This window comes from Kribbella sp. ALI-6-A (assembly GCF_001984195.1).
Taxonomy (GTDB): Bacteria; Actinomycetota; Actinomycetes; order Propionibacteriales; family Kribbellaceae; genus Kribbella.
This window is the reverse complement of sequence record NZ_MTQN01000012.1, coordinates 670,194-688,827: the sequence shown is the minus strand read 5'-3', so window position 1 is coordinate 688,827 and position 18,634 is coordinate 670,194. Positions and strand designations below refer to the sequence as shown.

The 18,634-nt window shown below is 70.0% G+C and carries 15 protein-coding genes; 8 read left to right on the top strand and 7 right to left on the bottom strand.

Features of this window, described 5'->3' with window-relative positions; genetic code table 11:
* Window positions 1-174 precede the first annotated feature (174 nt).
* The 3 genes from BWI15_RS29790 to rfbD are packed head-to-tail and all read left to right on the top strand — an operon-like array spanning window position 175 to window position 3,835.
* A complete protein-coding gene (locus BWI15_RS29790) occupies window positions 175-2,448 on the top strand; it encodes a hypothetical protein (RefSeq protein ID WP_077017862.1) in 2,274 nt (757 codons plus the stop codon).
* The gene (locus BWI15_RS40290; RefSeq protein WP_077017861.1) at window positions 2,448-3,011 is read left to right on the top strand and encodes a dTDP-4-dehydrorhamnose 3,5-epimerase family protein; all 564 of its coding nucleotides are present in this window, start codon (window positions 2,448-2,450) and stop codon (window positions 3,009-3,011) included. The genes BWI15_RS29790 and BWI15_RS40290 overlap by 1 nt, the downstream gene beginning before the upstream one ends.
* Entirely contained in the window at window positions 3,008-3,835 is an 828-nt protein-coding gene (rfbD, locus tag BWI15_RS40285; protein ID WP_077017860.1) for a dTDP-4-dehydrorhamnose reductase, read from the top strand. Before BWI15_RS40290 ends, rfbD begins: the two co-directional genes overlap by 4 nt.
* Window positions 3,836-3,838: 3 nt before the next feature.
* Here rfbD and BWI15_RS29775 read toward each other — a convergent pair whose 3' ends face one another.
* Window positions 3,839-4,435 carry a TetR/AcrR family transcriptional regulator gene (locus tag BWI15_RS29775; protein ID WP_077017859.1) on the bottom strand — a complete coding sequence of 199 codons (597 nt, stop codon included), beginning with the start codon at window positions 4,433-4,435 and terminating at the stop codon, window positions 3,839-3,841.
* Window positions 4,436-4,569: 134 nt separating this feature from the next.
* Between BWI15_RS29775 and BWI15_RS29770 the strand changes: the two genes are divergently transcribed.
* Entirely contained in the window at window positions 4,570-6,084 is a 1,515-nt protein-coding gene (locus tag BWI15_RS29770; protein WP_077017858.1) for an MFS transporter, read from the top strand.
* A gap of 101 nt (window positions 6,085-6,185) precedes the next feature.
* Here the strand turns inward: BWI15_RS29770 and BWI15_RS29765 are convergent, their stop codons facing one another.
* The gene (locus BWI15_RS29765; protein ID WP_077017857.1) at window positions 6,186-7,169 is read right to left on the bottom strand and encodes a GNAT family N-acetyltransferase; all 984 of its coding nucleotides are present in this window, start codon (window positions 7,167-7,169) and stop codon (window positions 6,186-6,188) included.
* A 104-nt stretch (window positions 7,170-7,273) separates the two neighbouring features.
* On the opposite strand from BWI15_RS29765, the gene BWI15_RS29760 reads away from it, so the two are divergent.
* A complete protein-coding gene (locus tag BWI15_RS29760) occupies window positions 7,274-7,861 on the top strand; it encodes a TetR/AcrR family transcriptional regulator (protein ID WP_077017856.1) in 588 nt (195 codons plus the stop codon).
* Between the two features lie 3 nt (window positions 7,862-7,864).
* Here BWI15_RS29760 and argS read toward each other — a convergent pair whose 3' ends face one another.
* Entirely contained in the window at window positions 7,865-9,559 is a 1,695-nt protein-coding gene (argS, locus tag BWI15_RS29755) for an arginine--tRNA ligase (protein WP_077017855.1), read from the bottom strand.
* A gap of 150 nt (window positions 9,560-9,709) precedes the next feature.
* On the bottom strand, window positions 9,710-11,932 hold the full coding sequence (locus tag BWI15_RS29750; protein ID WP_077017854.1) for a bifunctional glycosyltransferase/CDP-glycerol:glycerophosphate glycerophosphotransferase: 2,223 nt from the start codon (window positions 11,930-11,932) through the stop codon (window positions 9,710-9,712).
* A 25-nt stretch (window positions 11,933-11,957) separates the two neighbouring features.
* Between BWI15_RS29750 and BWI15_RS29745 the strand changes: the two genes are divergently transcribed.
* Window positions 11,958-12,740 (top strand): Fic family protein, encoded by a 783-nt coding sequence (locus BWI15_RS29745; protein ID WP_077017853.1) that lies wholly within the window; start codon window positions 11,958-11,960, stop codon window positions 12,738-12,740.
* A 280-nt stretch (window positions 12,741-13,020) separates the two neighbouring features.
* Here the strand turns inward: BWI15_RS29745 and BWI15_RS29740 are convergent, their stop codons facing one another.
* Complete coding sequence (locus tag BWI15_RS29740) at window positions 13,021-13,839, bottom strand: HAD family hydrolase (protein ID WP_077017852.1); 819 nt, start codon at window positions 13,837-13,839, stop codon at window positions 13,021-13,023.
* 486 nt (window positions 13,840-14,325) lie between these two features.
* Here BWI15_RS29740 and BWI15_RS29735 point away from each other — a divergent pair, with 486 nt between their 5' ends.
* Together BWI15_RS29735 and BWI15_RS29730 are read left to right on the top strand one after the other, a co-directional pair.
* A complete protein-coding gene (locus BWI15_RS29735) occupies window positions 14,326-16,023 on the top strand; it encodes a chitinase (RefSeq protein ID WP_077017851.1) in 1,698 nt (565 codons plus the stop codon).
* Complete coding sequence (locus BWI15_RS29730; RefSeq protein WP_083751100.1) at window positions 16,023-16,967, top strand: helix-turn-helix domain-containing protein; 945 nt, start codon at window positions 16,023-16,025, stop codon at window positions 16,965-16,967. Before BWI15_RS29735 ends, BWI15_RS29730 begins: the two co-directional genes overlap by 1 nt.
* Here BWI15_RS29730 and BWI15_RS29725 read toward each other — a convergent pair.
* Complete coding sequence (locus BWI15_RS29725; protein WP_077017850.1) at window positions 16,957-17,406, bottom strand: aminoacyl-tRNA deacylase; 450 nt, start codon at window positions 17,404-17,406, stop codon at window positions 16,957-16,959. The genes BWI15_RS29730 and BWI15_RS29725 overlap by 11 nt on opposite strands.
* 4 nt (window positions 17,407-17,410) lie before the next feature.
* Window positions 17,411-18,619, bottom strand: a complete 1,209-nt coding sequence (locus BWI15_RS29720) for an MFS transporter (RefSeq protein WP_077017849.1) — start codon at window positions 18,617-18,619, stop codon at window positions 17,411-17,413.
* Window positions 18,620-18,634 lie beyond the last annotated feature (15 nt).

Sequence of the window (18,634 nt, the reverse complement as noted above, 5' to 3'; positions counted from 1 at the left end):
CTCCTCGGAAGCGTGCGCCGTGCGCGCATCAGCGGGTCACCCTACCAGCGCATCGGGTGATCTGCCCCCCGACGGGCGTCCGGCTGCCCTGGTGACGCCGCTATGCTGCTGCCCGACCCGGCCGCCGCGCCCCGGCCCGTGCACTGTGCGTAATCCCGTTCGTCAGGAGATCCGATGTCACAGACCGCCGAGTTGTCGTCACCTGTCGCGACGACACCTCCGGAACCGACGACCGGGACGCGCTTCGGCCGCTGGCCCTCGACGGCGGTGAGTGCGGTGGTGCTCCTGCTGTCCGTGGCCTTCTTCCTGACCACCGCGGTCCGGGCCGATCTGCCGGCCGGCGCGGCTGTCCTGGCCCTGCTGGGACTGGTGGTCACCCAGCTGCTGCCGGGTGTGCTGGTGTGGCGGTGCGTCCGGCCGAACCGGGGCTGGTGGATCGAGGACGTGATGATGGGCCTGGCCGTCGGCTTCATGCTGGCGATCGGCGCCCAGATCGTGGCCGGTCTGCTGCAGTGGCCGTGGCTGTCGGCCGCGCTGCCGGTGGCCCTCGCGGTCGCCCTGCTGGCGATCCCGCGGACCCGCGCCCGGATCCGCCGGGTACGGACCAGCGCTCTTCCGCTGTGGTGGATGCCCGCGGTGGCGGCGACGTCGCTGTTCGGCCTGCAGGACCTGCGGCAGTACTACAACCGTGAGCCGCTCGAGTGGACCAGCGGTTTCCGCGCTCCCTACATCGACGCGTACCTGCACCTGGCGATGTCCGGCCAGCTGCAGCACCGGGGCCCGATCAGCTTCCCCTGGGTCGAGAACGCGCCGATGGCCTACCACTGGTTCAGCCACGCGTGGATCGCCCAGGTGGCCACCGTCTCCGGCGCCGGTCTGGACGAGGTGCTGTTCCGCTTCATGCCGGCGCTGATGCCGCTGGCCATCGTGCTGGTGGTCGCGATCGCCGCCGTCCGGATCACCGGGGTGGCGTGGACCGGTCCGGTCGCCGCCCTGCTCTGCATCGCCGGTGGCGAGCTCAACCTGTTCGGCCTGACCACCCTCGGCTACCCGATGGCTCCGCTGTCGCCGAGCCTCGCGCCGTCCGTGCCGCTGCTGATCGCGATCGTCATCCTGCTGGTCTTCCGCTGGCGCAACCAGATGGGCCGGGTCGGCCTGCTGCTGATTCCCCTGCTGGCGTTGACCGCGTCCGGCACCAAGGGCTCGACGATGCCGCTGGTCGTGGCCGGCGTCGGCCTGGCCTTCGTGGCGATGATCCTGTTCGACCGCTCCCGCCTCAAGGGCCTGGTGCTGGACGGCGTACTGACCGCCGGCGCGCTGATCGTGGCGCTGGTGGTGGTCTTCCAGGGCTCTGACTCCGGGCTGCACGTGCAGTTCCACGACGCCGCGATGTCGACGCCGGCGATCAACCGGGTCGGCGAGCTCACCACCACGTCGATGGCGTTCGCCTCGATCGTCGCCGTGCTCGGCATCTTCGCCCGCGGTACCGGCCTGCTCTGGCGGTTCAAGACCGCCGAGGGCCGTCGCGACCCGGTGGCGTGGCTGCTGCTCGGCGGCGGTTTCGCCGGTGCGGCGGCGGTCGCGGTGTTCGCGCACCCGGGCTCCAGCCAGTACTACTTCGCCCGGACGGCGGGCCCGCTGCTCGCGATCGGTTCCGCGGTCGGTCTGCTCACCATGGTTCGCGAGCTGAAGAGCCGCTGGTGGCGCGCGGTCGCCGTCGGCCTGGTGCTCGGGCCGTTTTTCGTGCTGCTGCCGATCTGGACGATCGGGGTGATTCAGCCCAACCACGGCGGCCTGATCCACGCGACCAAGATGATCGCGGTCGGCTTGGCCGTACTGGTGGTGGCCGGTGCGATCGCCTGGTTCCTCACCCCGCGGATGCGGCTCACCGCGTTCTTCGCCGCGATCACGGTCGCGATCCTGGCCGGTGGCGTCACGATGGTGACCCGCGTCCAGATCGAGGCCGCGCCGGTCCTGCCGCTGAAGCCGGTCAAGTCCACGGCGTACCTGGCGGTCGGCACCGAGCAGATCGCCGCGGCCCGGTGGATCCGGGACCACTCCGACGTCAACGACCTGGTGATGACCAACCGGCACTGCACGACGCCGATCGAGCCGAAGAAGTGCGACAGCCGGCGATTCGTGGTCGGCGCGTTCTCCGAGCGGCAGATGCTGGTCGAGGCCTGGACGCCGACCGTCGAGGCGAACCGGCGTGGTCCTGAGGGCCGCGACTCGATCACCGTCGACTACTGGAAGCCGGAGATCCTCCAGCTGAACGACAGCTTCGTCGCCCAGCCGGACGCCGCCAAGGCCCAGCAGCTCAAGGACCTCGGCGTGCGCTGGATCTACGTGGAGTTCACCCGCCCGCACGCGGCTACGCTCGAACCGTTCGCGAAGGAGCGGTACCGCAACGGCAGTGCCGCCGTCTACGAGTTCACCAAGGCAGGATGATGACCGGACCGACCCTGACCGAGACCAGCATCCCGGGGCTGCTGCACGTCGAGCTGCAGGTCTTCGACGACGGCCGCGGCTGGTTCAAGGAGAGCTTTCAGGCCGAGAAGCTGGAGAAGCTCGGCCTGCCGCACCTGGAGGTCGTGCAGAACAACGTCTCCTTCAACGCCGAGATCGGCGTCACCCGGGGGATTCACGCCGAGCCGTGGGACAAGTACATCTCCCCGGCGTACGGCAAGGTGTTCACCGCGATCGTCGACCTGCGGGAGGGGCCGGGCTTCGGGCGGCTCGAGACCTTCGAGCTGACGCCGCGGCAGGGTCTCTACGTCCCGCGCGGCTGCGGCAACTCGTTCTGCACGCTCGAGCCGAACACGGTCTACAACTACCTGGTCAACGCGCACTGGTCGCCGGACGCCAAGTACACGCTGGTCAACCTGTTCGACCCGCAGCTGAACGTCCCGTGGCCGCTGCCGAAGGACCAGCTGATCTACAGCGAGAAGGACGCGGGCCACCCGATGCTCGAGGACGTGGCACCGATCCGCGTGGACTGGGATTTCACATGACCATCCTGATCACCGGCGCAGGTGGGCAGCTAGGGCGGGCGCTGGTGAATCAGTTGCCGGCGGCCCGGGCCGTTACGTCGGCCGAGCTGGACATCACCTCGCGGGAGGCGCTCGACGCCTTCGACTGGGCCGGGATCACCGCGATCGTGAACGCGGCGGCGTGGACCGCGGTCGACAAGGCCGAGGACCTGGACAGTACGCCGAGCGCCTGGGACGTGAACGCGACCGGCGTCGCGAACCTCGCCTGGCACGCGCGCCGGCTGGAGATCCCGCTGGTCCACGTCAGCACCGACTACGTGTTCGGCGACGGCGAGGGGTTCCTGACCGCCGAGCACCGGATCGACCCGCAGGGCGTCTACGGGATCACGAAGGCGGCCGGGGAACTGGCCGCGCGGCTGGCTCCGACGTACTACGTGGTGCGGACCAGTTGGGTGTTCGGCGACGGGCCGAACTTCGTGCGGACGATGCTGCGGCTCGGCGCGGACCGCGACGAGCTGACCGTGGTCGACGACCAGTACGGGCGGCCGACGTACACGGTGGACCTGGCGGCGGCGCTGGTCGCGTTGCTGGACAGCGGTGCGCCGTCGGGCACGTACCACGCGACCGGTGCGGGCGACGTGGTGTCGTGGGCCGACTTCGCGACCGCGATCCTCGAGGGCAGCTCCTGCAAGGTCCGGCCGATCAGCTCCGAGGAGTACGCGCGGGGCAAGACGATCGCGCCGCGGCCGAGCAACAGCGCACTCGACCTGTCGGCGCTCGAGGCGGCCGGCATCACCATGCGCGACTGGCGCGAAGCGCTCGCGGACTATCGGCGAACGCTGTAGCTCTCAGGCCTGGGGCTTGATGCCGGCCAGCACGATGTCGAGCATCCGCTCGGCCTGCTCCGGCTCGATGCCGGGCAGGGACGAGATGCTGCCGATCAGGCGCATCACGTCCATCAGCTCCAGGTCCGGCCGGATCGCGCCGGCCTGCTTGGCGGTGTCCAGCAGCAGCTCGCCGGCGTCCTTGACGTTCATCTTGCAGGCCTTGAAGAACTCCGAGTCCTTGCCCAGGGCGGCGGTCAGCTCGTGGGCCAGGCTCTTCTTCGACACGTTGTAGCCGACGAAGCTGCGCATCCAGGCGGCCAGCGCGTCGAACGGGCCGAGCTGCTCGTGGAAGCCGTACGCCCGGTCGCAGACCGACTGGATCTCGTCGACGTAGACCGCCTCGAGCAGGGCGCACCGGTTCGGGAAGCGGCGGTACAGCGTGCCGATGCCGACGCCGGCCCGGCGGGCGATCTCCTCCAGCGAGGTGTCCGTGCCGGTCTCGGCGAACGCCTCACGCGCGGCCGCGACCAGCAGGTCGTAGTTGCGCCGGGCGTCGGCCCTGGTGGGGCGCAGGTCGGGCAGCGACGGCCGGGCGGAGGCCTGGGCGGACGTGCTCATCGAACCTCCTTCGACGCGAGCGGGACAAAGCACTTGAAAAAGCGGAGGTACCCTCCGTATCGTATCCGGAGGAAGACTCCACTTTCGCCTGAATCCAACTCTAGCCCCTCGCGGGGAAGGAGCAAGTTCCTCCTATGTCGGCCACCTCCGCGGCGCTCACCGGCGCCGAGCCCTCCAGTCCCGCCCGGCGCCCCGGTGTCGTCCTGGCGGTGATCGTGATCACCCAGTTGATGGTGATTCTCGACGGCACCGTCGTGAACATCGCGATGCCCAAGATCCAGACCGCTCTCGACTTCAGCCCGGCCAACCTGTCCTGGGTGCAGAACGCGTACGCGCTCGCCTTCGGTGGTCTGCTGCTGCTCGGCGCCCGGGCCGGCGACCTGCTCGGCCGCCGCCGGGTCTTCATCACCGGCGTCAGCGTGTTCACGCTCGCCTCGGCGCTCGGCGGTCTGGCCCCCACGGCGGAGCTGCTGCTCGCCGCCCGGGTCCTGCAGGGCATCGGCGGCGCGATCGCCGCACCGGCCGCGCTGACCCTGCTGATGCTGACCTTCAAGGAGGGGCCGGAGCGGATGAAGGCGCTCGGTCTCTACAGCCTGGTCTCCTCCGGCGGCGCCAGCATCGGCCTGGTGCTCGGCGGCATGCTGACCGACTGGGTCTCGTGGCGCTGGGGTCTGTTCATCAACATCCCGATCGGCATCGCGCTGGTGATCGCGGCCCGCCGGGTGCTGACCGAGACGCCGCGCGAGCAGGGCCGCTTCGACGTGGCCGGCGCGCTCACCTCGACGGTCGGCATCACCGCGCTGGTCTACGGGTTCATCCGGGTCGCCGAGGCGGGCTGGAGCTCGCCCGAGGTGCTCGCGTCGTTCGCGGCCGGTGTCGCGCTGCTGGTCGTCTTCGTGCTGGTCGAGCGCCGGGTCAGCCACCCGATCGTGCCGCTGCGGATGTTCGCGAACGCCGACCGCGTGGCGTCGTACCTGACCATGCTGCTGGTGGTCGGCACGATGTTCGGGATGTTCTTCTTCCTCACCCAGTTCCTGCAGGGGGTGCTGAGGTTCAGCCCGCTGGCGGCCGGCCTGGCCTTCCTGCCGATGACCGGTCTGCTGTTCGCCTCGTCCCGGATCGTGCCGCGGCTGACCGGCCGGGTCGACAACGGGCTGATGATGATCGCCGGTGCGGTCTCGGTCCTGGCCGGCATGCTCTGGCTGACCCGGATCACGCTGGACAGCAGCTACCTCGGCGGCGTGGTCGGCCCGCTGATCCTGTTCGGCGCCGGCGCCGGGCTGATCTTCATCCCGCTGACCGGGCGCGCGCTGGCCGGCGTACCGGCGGAGGACGCGGGAGCGGCGTCGGGTCTGCTCAACGTTCTGCAGCAGGTCGGCGGCGCCCTCGGCCTCGGCATCCTGGTCACCGTCTTCGGCACGGCGACCCGCAACGCGACCTCGTCCGCGGCGAACCCGGTCGACGCGGCGCGCGAGATCCTCACCGACGGTGTGCACGCCGCCTTCATCGGCTCGGCGGTCTACGCCGGCCTGACGCTGCTGGTGATCGTGCTCGGTGTCCGCCCGTGGCTTCGCCGCAGGGCGGTCAAGCCCGGAACAGCGACCGAACCGGCCGCCGTCGAGCCGGTGGCCGTCGACTCGCACTTCTGAGCCGGACGTCCAGCACTCACCAAGCCGAGTCATTCACTCGTCCGGCCGCCTGCCACCGCCTGGAATCAGGCGCTGGCAGGCGGTTGGTGAGTGGTGGGCGTTCAGTCCAGCGGCAGTCGGTAGGTGATCCAGGTGTTCTTTGTCGTGTAGCCGAGCCGCTCGTACAGACCGAGCGCACCGGTCGGGTTGTCCGCGTCGACGCCCAGCGACGCCCGCTGGAACCCGGCGGCCGCGGCCTCGGCCATCACCTTGGCCAGCGCGAGCGCGGCCAGCCCCTGGCCGCGGTGGGACCGCTTGGTCCCGACCTGGCCGATGTACACCTCGCGGATCCCGGTCGCCGCGGTGTCGGCGACGTACTCGTAGCCGAGCGTGTAGGCGACCACCTCGTCACCGTCCAGGACCAGATACGCGAGTGCGGGCCGGAACGCCCGCGACCCGGTGTACCAGGTCTTCCAGCTGTCCGGACTCTTCGGTGTCGAGCCCCAATGGTCCAGGAACACCTCGTTGTGCGCGAGCCGCAGCGGTTCGTCGTACGCCGGGGTGAACGGGACCAGGCGGACTCCGGCCGGGAGCGCCGGCACCTCGACCGGCTTGCCGAGGTCGCGCTCCATCGAGAAGAAGTAGCGGCACTTCTCGAAACCGAGATCGGCGAGCAACTCCTTGGCGCTGGTGTTCGTGTCGATCGTGCCCGTGTTGATCTCACCCTGGGCGCCCGGCTGCCGCTCGTGGTGCAGCTCGGCCGCGCGACGGTTGAGCCACGGCACCAGCGCGCTGCCGATGCCACGACCACGCCACTGCGGATGCACCGTGCCCTCGGTGCGGACCCGGTGCACGTCCACGACCTCGTCGGGCGCGCGGACGACGCCGTACCCGATCATCTGCTCGCCGGACCACAGACCGATGGTGTCCCGGGCCGCGTCCAGGCTCGGGTCGGCCAGCTCCTCGATCAGGTCGTCGGCGTCGTAGTTCTCCCCCTCGGCGTCCACCTTCTCCTTGGCCGCCAGCAGTTCGGCCCAGGCGACCGCGTCGTCCTTGCCGATCGGCCGGGCCGTCAGCCCGGCCGGCCACCCCTCGTCGATACCCATGCTCACGAAGGTAGAGGTGGCAATGATGTCGCAGCACCTTAATTACTGGTCAACCTCGTCGTGCCTGTCTTGATCTGCCCCACCTGCTGAGCAATGCTCGACGAATGGATCACGCACTGTCGGCGGAGGACCGCAAGAAGCAGCTGGTCCGGATCGGCCTGATGATGCTGCGTACGCAGCCGATCCACGAACTGTCGATCGACGCGATCGTGAGCGAGGCCGGCGTCTCCCGCAGCGTGCTGTTCGAGTACTTCCCGAGCAAGCACGACTACTACCTCGCGGTCATCTCGGCGGCCGGCCGCCGGATGCTGCGACTGACCAAGCCGGACGCGTCACGGCCGCGGGACGAGCAGTTGCGCGAGATGCTGCTCGCGCTCGTCGCGTTCATCTCCCGCCGGCGCCGGGCCTACATCTCCTTCGTCCGCGGCGCGGCCGGCGGTGACGAGTACGCCGTCGAGGTCTACGCCCAGACCCGCGACACGCTCGCCGACCGGGTGCTGGACCTGCTCGACGTCTCCGGCGCGGACCGCGAGCCGGCGGCGCCGGAGCGGATGCGGGTGCACGCCTGGTTCGCCTACGTCGAGGATCTCGCGATCGAGTGGTCCGGTCTGCCCGAGCAGGAGCGACGCTTCACCGACCAGGAGCTCGTCGCCCACGCGATCGACGCGCTGCAGACGCTGCGCAAGCTCTGACCGTCACATCGCGTCCGGCGCGGTCATGCCCAGCAGCGACAGCCCGTCACGCAGTACGTCGCGAGTCGCGCCGCACAGCGCGAGCCGACTGGTCCGGGTTTCGCCTTCGCTGGTGAGCACCGGGCACGACTCGTAGAAGGCGGACAGCGCGGTCGCCACGTCGTACAGGTAGGTGCAGAGCCGGTGCGGTTGCAGCGTCTCGGCGACCTGCTGGACGGCGTCGCCGAAGCCGGCGAGCAGTAGGGCCAGCCGCTGTTCGGCCGGGTCCTCGAGCACCGTCACCTTGTCGCCGGTCGGGCCGGCCTTGGTGAGCAGCCGGGTCAGCCGGGCGTGCGCGTACTGCAGGTACGGGCCGGTGTTGCCCGTCATCGCGACCATCCGGTCCAGGTCGAAGACGTAGTCGTTGGTCCGGTCGCTGGACAGGTCGGCGTACTTGACCGCGCCGATGCCGACGGCCCGCGCGACCGCCGCGGTGTCGATGCCGGTGCGATCGGCGAGCAGCGCGGCGGCCTGGTCGACCGCGGCGTCGAGCAGCGAGACCAAGTACACCGTGCCGCCGTCGCGGGTCTTGAACGGCTTGCCGTCCGGGCCGAGCACCGTGCCGAACGCGACGTGCTCGGCTGTTGTTGTCTCAGGCAACCAGTTGGCGGCCCGGGCGAGCGCGAAGATCTGCTGGAAGTGCAGCGACTGCCGGTGGTCCACGACGTACACGATCCGGTCGGCGTGCAGGTCCCGGACCCGGTGCCGGACGGCGGCCAGGTCGGTCGCGCTGTAGCCGAACCCGCCGTCGGACTTGCGCACGATCACCGGCAACGGCGACCCGTCGCGACCGGTGAACCCGGGCAGGAACGCGCACTGCGCCCCGTCCGACTCGGTCAGCAGCCCGGCCGCGTCGAGCTCGGCCACGATCCCGGGCAGGTCGGCGTTGTACGCGCTCTCGCCGACCACGTCGTCCCGCGTCAGCGGCGAGCCGAGCAACGCGTAGACCCGGTCGAACTCGGTCAGCGAGATGTCCACCAGTTGTTGCCAGATGCCCCTGGTTTCGGCATCACCCGACTGCAGCAGGACCACCCGCCGCCGGGACCGGTCGGCGAACGCCGGGTCGGTGTCGAAGTGCCGCCGGGACCGCTGGTAGAGCTGCTGCATCTCTTCGAGGTCGAGCGACTCGGCCCGGGTCGCCTCGTCCACGAGCTGCTCGACCATCATGCCGAACTGCGTGCCCCAGTCGCCGACGTGGTTCTGCCGGACGACGTCGTACCCGGCGTACCGCAAAACGTTGCACAGGGCGTCGCCGATCACCGTCGACCGCAGATGGCCGACGTGCATCTGCTTGGCGACGTTGGGCTGCGAGTAGTCGACGACGGCCCGCCGGCCGTTGCTCGGCAAGCTCCGCGCCAGGTTGTTGACGCCGTCGGCCAGGGTGCTCGGCAGGAGCGTGAGGTTGACGAAGCCGGGCCCGGCGATCTCGAGGGGCGCGCACAGGTCGGCGAGGTCGGCGTGGGCGACCAGCTGCTCGGCGATCTTCCGGGGCGGCTGGTTCAGCTGTTTGGCCAGCCGGAGCGCGAGGCTGGTCTGGAAGTGGCCGAACTCGGGTTTGGTCGCGGCCCGCAGCTCGGGGTCAGCGGCGGCTCCGGACAGGCCGAAGGCGGTGGAGGCGGCAGCGGTCAGCCGCGCGGACAGGACAGCGACAACGGACATGAGAGGTCCTTGGGAAGACGAGGCACTGGAACGGGGTCGAGGTGTTCAGACAGTGCGTCGTCGTCGCAGGCCGAAGCGACCGCGCGCGGTCACCGGGCTCGTCGACATGGGGACCATTATGCACGCCGGGGGAGCTGTGCCGCCCCGCCTTTACCGGCGATGTGCCGACGGAGCCGGATGGCGATCGGCCAGCGGCGTGATCGGCGGCAGCTTCGTCTCCCCCAGGAACACCCGGCGGACCACCCGCTCGGCCGCGCGCCCGTCGTCGAACTCGCAGAACCGTTCCCGGAACAGCTGGCGGTGCTTGGCCGCCTCCGCCGCCGCGAACCGGCCGGTCTGCAGTGCCGAGAACAGTTCCTCGGCCGACCGCGCCACCAGCCCCGGCGGGAACTCGGTGATGTCGAAGTAGGTCCCGCGCGTGGTGTCGTAGAAACCGAGGTCGTCGACCAGCAGCACGATCGGGCGATCCAGGTTCGCGTAGTCGAAGCTGATCGACGAGTAGTCCGAGATCAGTACGTCGGCCGCCAGCATCAGGTCCTCGACCCGCGGGTGCTGCGACACGTCGATCACCCGGTCGGACCTGGTCTTCGGCGCGCCCTTGGACAGCGAGTAGTGGGTCCGGACGAGCACCCGTCCGTGCTCGCCGGCCGCCGAGGCCAGCCGGTCCAGGTCGACGTGGATCCCGTCGCCACCCAGATCGATCAGCCCGGACGGCGTCCGCACCGCGTCCTGGGAGTCCCGGAACGTCGGCGCGTAGAGCACGACCAGGTGCGAGTCGTCGAACCCGAAGCCGGCCCGGATCGCCCGCACCTCGTCCAGCGTCGCGGTCAGCAGCCGGTCGTTGCGGGGAAAGCCGGTCTCCAGCTCCTCGAAGTACGCCGGGTAGGTGCGCTCCCAGATCTCCGAGGAGTACCGGTTCGAGGAGATGTTGAAGTCCCACCGGTCGACCTGGCGCATCAGCTCCTCCAGGTCGAGGTCCTTGGCCGCCCGCGGGTAGTGCCGCAGATCGGTGCCCATCGTCTTCAGCGGCGTCCCGTGCTGGGTCTGCACGTGGATCTGCCCGTCCCGCTTCTCCAGCTCCTTCGGCAGGTTCATGTTGCTGACGAAGTACTTGGCCCGGTGCACCAGCTTCTCGTACGCCGGGGAGCCGGCCACGACGTACTCGACGCCCTCCGGGATCGCCTCCACGTGGTCGGCGTCGATCACCCAGACCCCGCGCAGCTGCGGGACCAGCTCGGCGGCCTTCTCGTAGATCGCGCGCGGGTTGCAGGCGTACTGCTTGAACCAGTAGGCACCGTACACGGCCAGGTTCGGGTCCGGCTCGCCACGGTGCAGCAGCTTGCCGACCGTCTTGCGCGGGCTCGGTACGTGCAGCACCTTCGAGCTCAGCTTCAGCGTCGAGTACGTCGCGTAGTCGTCGTGGATCAGCATCCAGCGCTTGAAGCCGCGGCTGGTCCGGTCGGCGGCGTACCCCTCGGGCTTCCAGCGTTTGGCGAAGGCGTGCGCGGTGTGGAAGAACTCGGCCCGGTCCTCCGGCGCCAGCCGCTCGGGCTTGGCCAGCACCGCGAGGATGTGGTCCAGCGACCGGTCGAACGCGAACTTGCGCCAGCCGGCCAGCTCGGGGTCGGAGGTGATGAACGCGTGCACCCGGTCGTACTGGTCGAAGATGTCGAACTGCCGCCGGGTCCGGGTGGCGTGGATGTTGCCGCCGGTGCGGTGCTGCCGGTAGTGCACGACGACCCGGTCGAGGGTGGCGATCCGTTCGGCGGTGAGCATCGTCGAGTACGTCCAGGGCGCGTCCTCGTAGTAGCCGGCGGTGAAGGCGAAGCCGTGCCGGGTGAGGAAGTCGCGCCGGCAGGCCTTGTTCCAGACCAGTTCCAGAAAGGTCAGGAAGACCGGGCGCTCGGCGGCGGTGAAGACACCGTCGCCGTCGCGGGCGAACGCGTCGTGCTGCTGGTTGTGGACCACCCGGCCGTCCCAGAAGATCCGCTCGTAGTCGAAGATCACCAGGTCCGGCCGGCCGGTCGCGTCGATCCGCTCGGCCAGCGCCTGCAACGAGCCGGGGGTGTACAGGTCGTCGGCGTCCAGGAAGAGCACGTAGTCGCCGCGGCACTGCTTCAGCCCCGCGTTCCGGGTCGGGCCGAGCCCGATGTCCTCGGTCAGCGAGATCGTTCGCACTCGGGCGTCGGCCGCGGCGTACTCGGCCAGGATCCGGCCGGTCCCGTCGGTGCTGGCACCGTCTACCCCGATCACCTCGAAGTCGGTGAACGACTGCCCGAGCACCGAGTCCAGGCACAGCCGCAGCCACGGCCGCACGTTGTGGCACGGAACCACGATGCTGAACCGGGGAGCGGAGTCGGTGCTGGCGGCCATGGGACGCCATCCTAGGGTCTAGGTCATGACGGCTGATGTGTTCGCTCCGCTGGCGGCGTTGGAGGGTGTCGGGTCTGCTGCTCGCGCGGCTCGGGACGCGGTGGACGTGCTGCTGCGGGACCGGGGCCTGCGGCGGGTCGGGTCCGACACGACCGCCGAGGCGCTGTTGCGCGGCGCCCATGCCTCCGCGGCGCTGGCGGGCAGTCCATCGACCCTGGAGCAGGTACGGCGTGGAGAAGGCGACGCGCTCGCGTCCGGCGCCGTCCGGATGACGGGGGAGCTGATGGGGCTCGCGCCGCAGGCCGGCACCGCGCCCATCCAGGTCTGGACCAGACTGCACCAGTTGGCGGCCGCCGAGCTCGGCCCGGCAGACCAGTTGGGACACCTCCGGACCAGTCGGGAGCCGCTGCCCGACGACATCCCCGGCCTGCCGCCGGCGCCGCCCGCGGACGAGATGTGGGAGCGGCTGAGCGGACTGGCCAAGGCGCTGACCGCTCCGACCACCGCGCCGGGACTGGTCGTTGCCGCGATCGTGCACGCCGAGCTGGCGGTGCTGCGCCCGTTCCCGACCGCGAACGGGCTGGTGGCCCGGGCCGCCGAGCGCGTCCTGTTGGTTGCCCGAGGCATCGACCAGGTCGCGGTCACGGTGCCGGAGGTCGGTCACCTCGAACTGGGAGCGTCGTACCCGGGCGCGTTGACCGACTACGCCGTACGCGGAGTGACCGGGGTCCAGAGCTGGCTGTTGCGGGAGTGCGAGGTGATCGCTTTGGCGGCAGAACGTTCACCGCTCAACTTCTCTGCCCAGTAAGGCGATTCGGGCCGGACGTGCGAACGGCGCCCTCTGACGAGAGCGCCGTTCCTGGCACGTCATTCCGGTTACCAGGCGTGCACCTTGTCTGCCGCCACAGGATCGAGCCTGGGTCGAGCTGCCCGGTTGGGATGGGCTGGTCGCCGCGTGGGTACCTGACTGCCGTGCGCTTTTACTCGGTGGGACCGAAGTCCCTGTGCTGATTCCTTTGTACTCCCCGAACCCCTTCAGCGGAAGAGTTTGGGGCGCCTTGATCAAGTTGAGAAACTTACTGTGAGGTTCAGTTTTCGTCGGTCCGGGACCGCCGGCGGGCGGCGTACAGCAGCGCCCCGGCGGCCAGTCCGGCGCCGATCGCGGTGGCCGCGACGGCCGGCCCGCGGACGCCGCGGAAGCGCCCGGTCCGCTCGGTCAGGGCGACCGGCTTGCTGAAGTCGAGCACCGGCCAGCCGCGGGAGATCGCCAGCCGGCGCAGCGCCTTGTCCGGGTTCACCGCGAACGGATGGCCGACCGCGGCCAGCATCGGCTCGTCGGTGATCGAGTCGGAGTAACCGTAGGAAGCCTGCAGGTCATAGCCTTCCGCGGCCGCCACGGCCTCGATCGCGGTCGCCTTGTGCGGGCCGTAGACGTACTCCTCGATCTCGCCGGTGTACTTGCCATCGGCAACTACCATCCGGGTGGCGATGACCCGGTCGGCGCCGAGCAGCTCACCGATCGGCTCGACCACCTCGGCGCCGGACGAGGAGACGATCACCACGTCCCGGCCGGCCGCGTGGTGCTGCTCGATCAGCGTCACCGCCTCGTCGTACACGATCGGGTCGACGATGTGGTGCAGGGTGTCGGCGACGATCGACTGCACGGTCCGGACGTCCCAGCCTGTGCACATAGCGGACAGGTACTCCCGCATCCGCTCCATCTGGTCGTGGTCGGCGCCACCGAGCAGGTAGACGAACTGGGCATAGGCGCTGCGCAGCACGGTCCGCCGGTTGATCAGCCCGCCGGCGTAGAACGGCCGGGAGAAGGCCAGGGTGCTGGAGCGGGCGATGATGGTCTTGTCGAGATCGAAGAAGGCGGCCGGGCGCGGGGTCCGCAGGTGCTCCATGCGTCGAGTTTAGGGGCGGTTTTTCACAGCTCCGGCGAAACGCCGAGGGCCCGGCCTTTCGTGTGGCCTGGTCTCCCGTTAGACTGTTGAGCAGTGTGACAGTGACACTGGCCTGGAGCCCTCACCAAGGGCCCTGGCGCCCGGGGAAGACGCGCTCGGTTGCAACACAACTGAGATGTGTGGACGCCGGTTTCGGGGGGTACATACTCCTCGACAGTGGCAGACTGTCGCCTCCTGATCGGCCCCCGGCTCCTCCCCCCGAGCCCGTGGCCGAAGACGGCCCCCGGTCACCCCCCCGCCGGGGGCCGTCGCCTTTCCTGACGCAGGTCTCCCCCGATTCCTAGATGCGGCTGGCGTCGAAAATGTTGCCCGGATCGGGCTCTTTCGTGAGAAATCGGTAAGTTCCTCACTTTTGCTGAGCGTGAGAGCGTTCCCACTTTATGCAGGGTCTTGACAATGTAGTTGCGCCGTCACACTTTGTGTCACATGACCCGCTCGCGAAGCCGCCGCCCCCAGGCCGCGATCATCCCCGCCGTCCTCTCCGCCCTGCTCGGCCTGCTGCTGATTCCCGGCACCAGCTCGGCCGCGACCAACCTCGTCACCAACGGGACCTTCGAAACCGGCTCACTGGCCGGCTGGTCCTGCTCGGCCGGGACCGGAGCCGCCGTCAGCGGTTCGGCCCGGACCGGTACCTACGCCCTCCAGGGCACCCCGACCGCCGGTGACAACGCCCGGTGCAGTCAGACCGTCTCGGTCCGGCCCAGCTCGACCTACACCCTGTCCGCCTGGGTGAAGGGCTCGAACGTCTACCTCGGCTCCGACGGCGGGTCCAGCACCTGGACCACCAGCTCGTCGTGGGCCCAGCTGACCACGACCTTCACGACCGGCGCCAACGCGAGCACCGCCACGATCTACCTGCACGGCTGGTACGGCGTACCGGCGTACCAGGCGGACGACGTGGTGCTCGACGGACCGGGTGGCACCGGGCCGCCGCCGGACACCACCGCGCCGACCACACCGGGCGGACTGACCGTGGGCAGCCCGACCTCCAGCTCGCTGCGGCTGAACTGGTCCGCCGCGACCGACGCCTCCGGGATCGACCACTACGAGGTGGTCCGGGGGAGCGAGGCCGCGCAGAACGTCGGCAACGTGACCAGCTGGACGGCCACCGGCCTGGCGCCGAGCACCAGCTACAGCTTCAAGGTCCGGGCCTGCGACCCGTCCGGCAACTGCTCGCCGTACGGCGCTGCTGCTTCCGGTACGACGTCCAGCGGGCCGACCGTGCCGCCGTCGTCGCTGCCGAAGCACATCCTCACCGGCTACTGGCAGAACTTCAACAACGGTGCGGCGGTCCAGCGGATCTCCGACGTGCCTGCGGCCTACGACCTGATCGCGGTGGCCTTCGCCGACGCGGACCCGTCCCGTCCCGGCGGCATCACGTTCAACCTGGACAGTGCCGGACTGAACGGCTACACGGTGGCGCAGTTCAAGGCCGACATCGCCGCGAAGAAGGCAGCCGGCAAGAAGGTCATCCTGTCCGTCGGCGGTGAGCGCGGCACGATCTCGGTCGGCAGCGCGACGGCCGCGACGAACTTCGCGAACACCGCGCTGTCGGTGCTGCGCGAGTACGGCTTCGACGGGATCGACATCGATCTGGAGAACGGCGTCAACGCGCAGTACATGGGCCAGGCGCTGCGCAGCCTGCACAGCCAGTTCGGCACCGGGCTGATCATCGCGATGGCTCCGCAGACGATCGACATGCAGTCCCCGGCGTTCGAGTACTTCAAGCTGGCGCTGGCGATCAAGGACATCCTGACCGTGGTCAACGTGCAGTACTACAACTCCGGCGCGATGAACGGCTGCAACGGCCAGGTCTACTCCCAGGGCTCGGTCGACTTCATCACCGCGCAGGCCTGCATCATGCTGCAGAACGGGCTGCGGCCCGACCAGGTCGGTCTGGGGCTGCCGGCGTCCACGCGCGGCGCGGGTAGCGGGTACGTCTCGCCGACGATCGTCAACAACGCGCTGGACTGCCTGACCAAGGGCACCAACTGCGGCAGCTTCAAGCCGAGCACCACCTGGCCGACGCTGCGCGGTGCGATGACCTGGTCGACCAACTGGGACGCGAGCAACGGCAACCAGTTCTCCAACCAGGTCGGCGCGCACGTCCACTCGCTGCCCTGATGCACAGTTACCGCCCCGCTCCGGTGCTGGAGGCGCTCGGTGTCTGCTCGGAGGACGAGCAGCTCTACCGGGCGCTTCTGGCCCGGCCGGAAGCCACCACGACCGAGCTGACCGGCTTGACCGGTTGGCCCGCTGCCCGGGTCACCCGCCACCTCAGGTCCTTGCTGAGCCTCGGCCTGGCCTCTCGTACGCCGGGGCGCCCGGCCCGCTACACCCCGGCCGTGCCAGAGGCGGCGGTCGAGCTGCTGGCGCTGCGCAGGCAGGCCGCGATCGTCGAGGCCCGGCTGGGCGCGTCCGTACTCACCGCGGAGTTCCGCGCCGCGACCGAGTCCGGGCCGTTCACGGTGATCCGTGGCGCCGAGGCGATCGCGCAGCGCTACCAGCAGGCGCAGCAGGTCGCGCGGACCGAGGTGGTGGTGCTGGGCATGCCCGCCGGGTTGCCGGTCGAGTCGCGACGGAGCACCGGCGTCGAGTACCGCGTCGTCTACGACCTGGGCGCGCTGGCCGACCCGGCTCAGCTGGCTGCGGCTCGGTCGGGCGGGACGTCGTGCCGGATGCTGCGCGACGTACCGCTGAAGCTGGTCGTGGCGGACCGGCGTACGGGGTTGCTGCAGTCCGGGCCCGACGTGATGGTCGAGCTCGGACCGTCGAGCTTGCTGGACGGGCTGCTGCGACTGTTCGAGCTGTTGTGGCAGCAGGCGACGCCGTTGAGTTTCGAGCCGTCCGACGGACCCCTGTCGGCCGACGATCAGCAGCTGCTGGCACTGGCCGCGGCCGGGCTCACCGATCAGGCGATCGCGCGGCGGCTCGGCGTCGCGCAGCGGACGGTCGAGCGACGGATGCAGCGGATCCTCAAGGCGCTGGACGCGACCACTCGCTTCCAGGCGGGCCTGCGGGCGGGTCAGCGAGGCTTGCTGAACCAGGGCGTGTCTCCTAGTCCGTGACGTCGGCCACCGTGGCGTTGACGGCCTTGAGCAGGGCGTCGGCGTCGACGGTCAGGCCGACGCCGTGGTCGCCGCCGCCGATCGAGATCGTCCCGGTGATCCGCTCGTCGGCGATGACCGGCCAGTCGTGCGTGCTGCCGAGTGGGGTGATCGTGCCGCGGACGTACCCGGTCACGTCAAACGCCGTGTCCGCGCTGGGCATCGAGATCCGGTTCACCCCGAGCAGGGTGCGCAGCTTGGGCCAGGCGATCTCCCGGTCGCCGGGCACCAGGACGAACCGGTAGTCGTCGTCGGCCAGCCGCACCACGATCGTCTTGATCAGCTTGGCCGGCTCGATCCCGCGCGCGGCGGCGGCCTCCTCGAGCGAGTTCACCCGGCCGTGCCGGGTCTCCTCGTAGGCCAGTCCCAGGGTGTCGGCCGCTTCGGTAGCTCTGGTCACCCAGCTAGTTTCGCACCCGGCGCCTAAGCATCAGGGCGAGTAGCAGTGTGAGCAGGAACAACGCTCCCGCCTCCGCGGTCACGCCGGGCCAGGCAGCATGTGTCCAGGCGGCTCCGGCCAGGCCGCCGAAGACCGACGAACCCAGGTAGTAGGCGAACAGGTAGAGACTGGCGGCCTGCGCGGTCCCGCCGCCGGTCGCGTGTGCCCGGGCGGCGACCCACCCGCTGGCTACGCCGTGGACCGCGAAGAACCCGGCAGTCATCACCGCGAGTCCCAGGACGATCAGGGCGAGCTGATGCGTCAGGGTGATCGCCACACCGGCCAGTGTGACCAGACAGCCGATCGGAACGACCAGGTGCCGGCCGTAGCTGTCCGCCAGTCGTCCGGCCGTGGCGGACGCGGCTGAACCGACCAGATAGACCACGAAGACCAGGCTCGCGAGCCCCGGCCCGAGATCGTACGGCGCCGCCGCGAGCCGGAAGCCGCTCGCGTTGTACACGGCGACGAAGGCGCCCATCGCGGTCGCCGCGATCGCGTAGAGCATCAGCAAGGCCGGATCCTTGAGCACCTTGCTGGTTTGGTGGAGCAGCGTGCGAGGGTTGGCGGGCGTCGCGGTGAAGTTCCGGGACTCGGGGAGCAGCGCGATCAGCAGCACCGCGCAGGCCACCCCGAGGACGGCGATCCCACCGAGCGCCGTACGCCATCCGCCCAGGTCGGCGAGGCCTCCGGCGATCAGGCGACCGGTCATGCCGCCGACCGCCGTACCGGCGATGTAGAGGCCGCTGGCTCGGGCGTGGCTGTCCTCGTGCACCTCTTCGCGCAGGTAGGCCATCGCGACGGCGGGGAGTCCGGCCAGCGCGACGCCCTGGATGCCGCGGAGTGCGAGCAGGGTCGGCCAGTTCGGAGCGAGCGCGCACAGGACCGCGATGGCCGCGGCGGCCACGACCGACCAGCGCATCAGCCTGGTCCGGCCGAGCACTTCCGAGGCCGGGCCGGCGACCAGGAGGGCGACGCCCAGGCCGAGTGTGGCCAACGACACGCTGAATGCGCTCTGGCCCGCGGAGACGCCGAAGGCTGTTGCCAGCTCGGGCAGTAGAGCTTGGGTGCTGTAGAGCATCGCGAAAGTGGCCAGACCCGCGGCGAACAGAGCGACAGAGAGCCTGCGGTACCCGGCACTGCCGGGGCGATGGCCCGTCACCGTCGAGGTCTGCACGCTTTCGACGGTGCC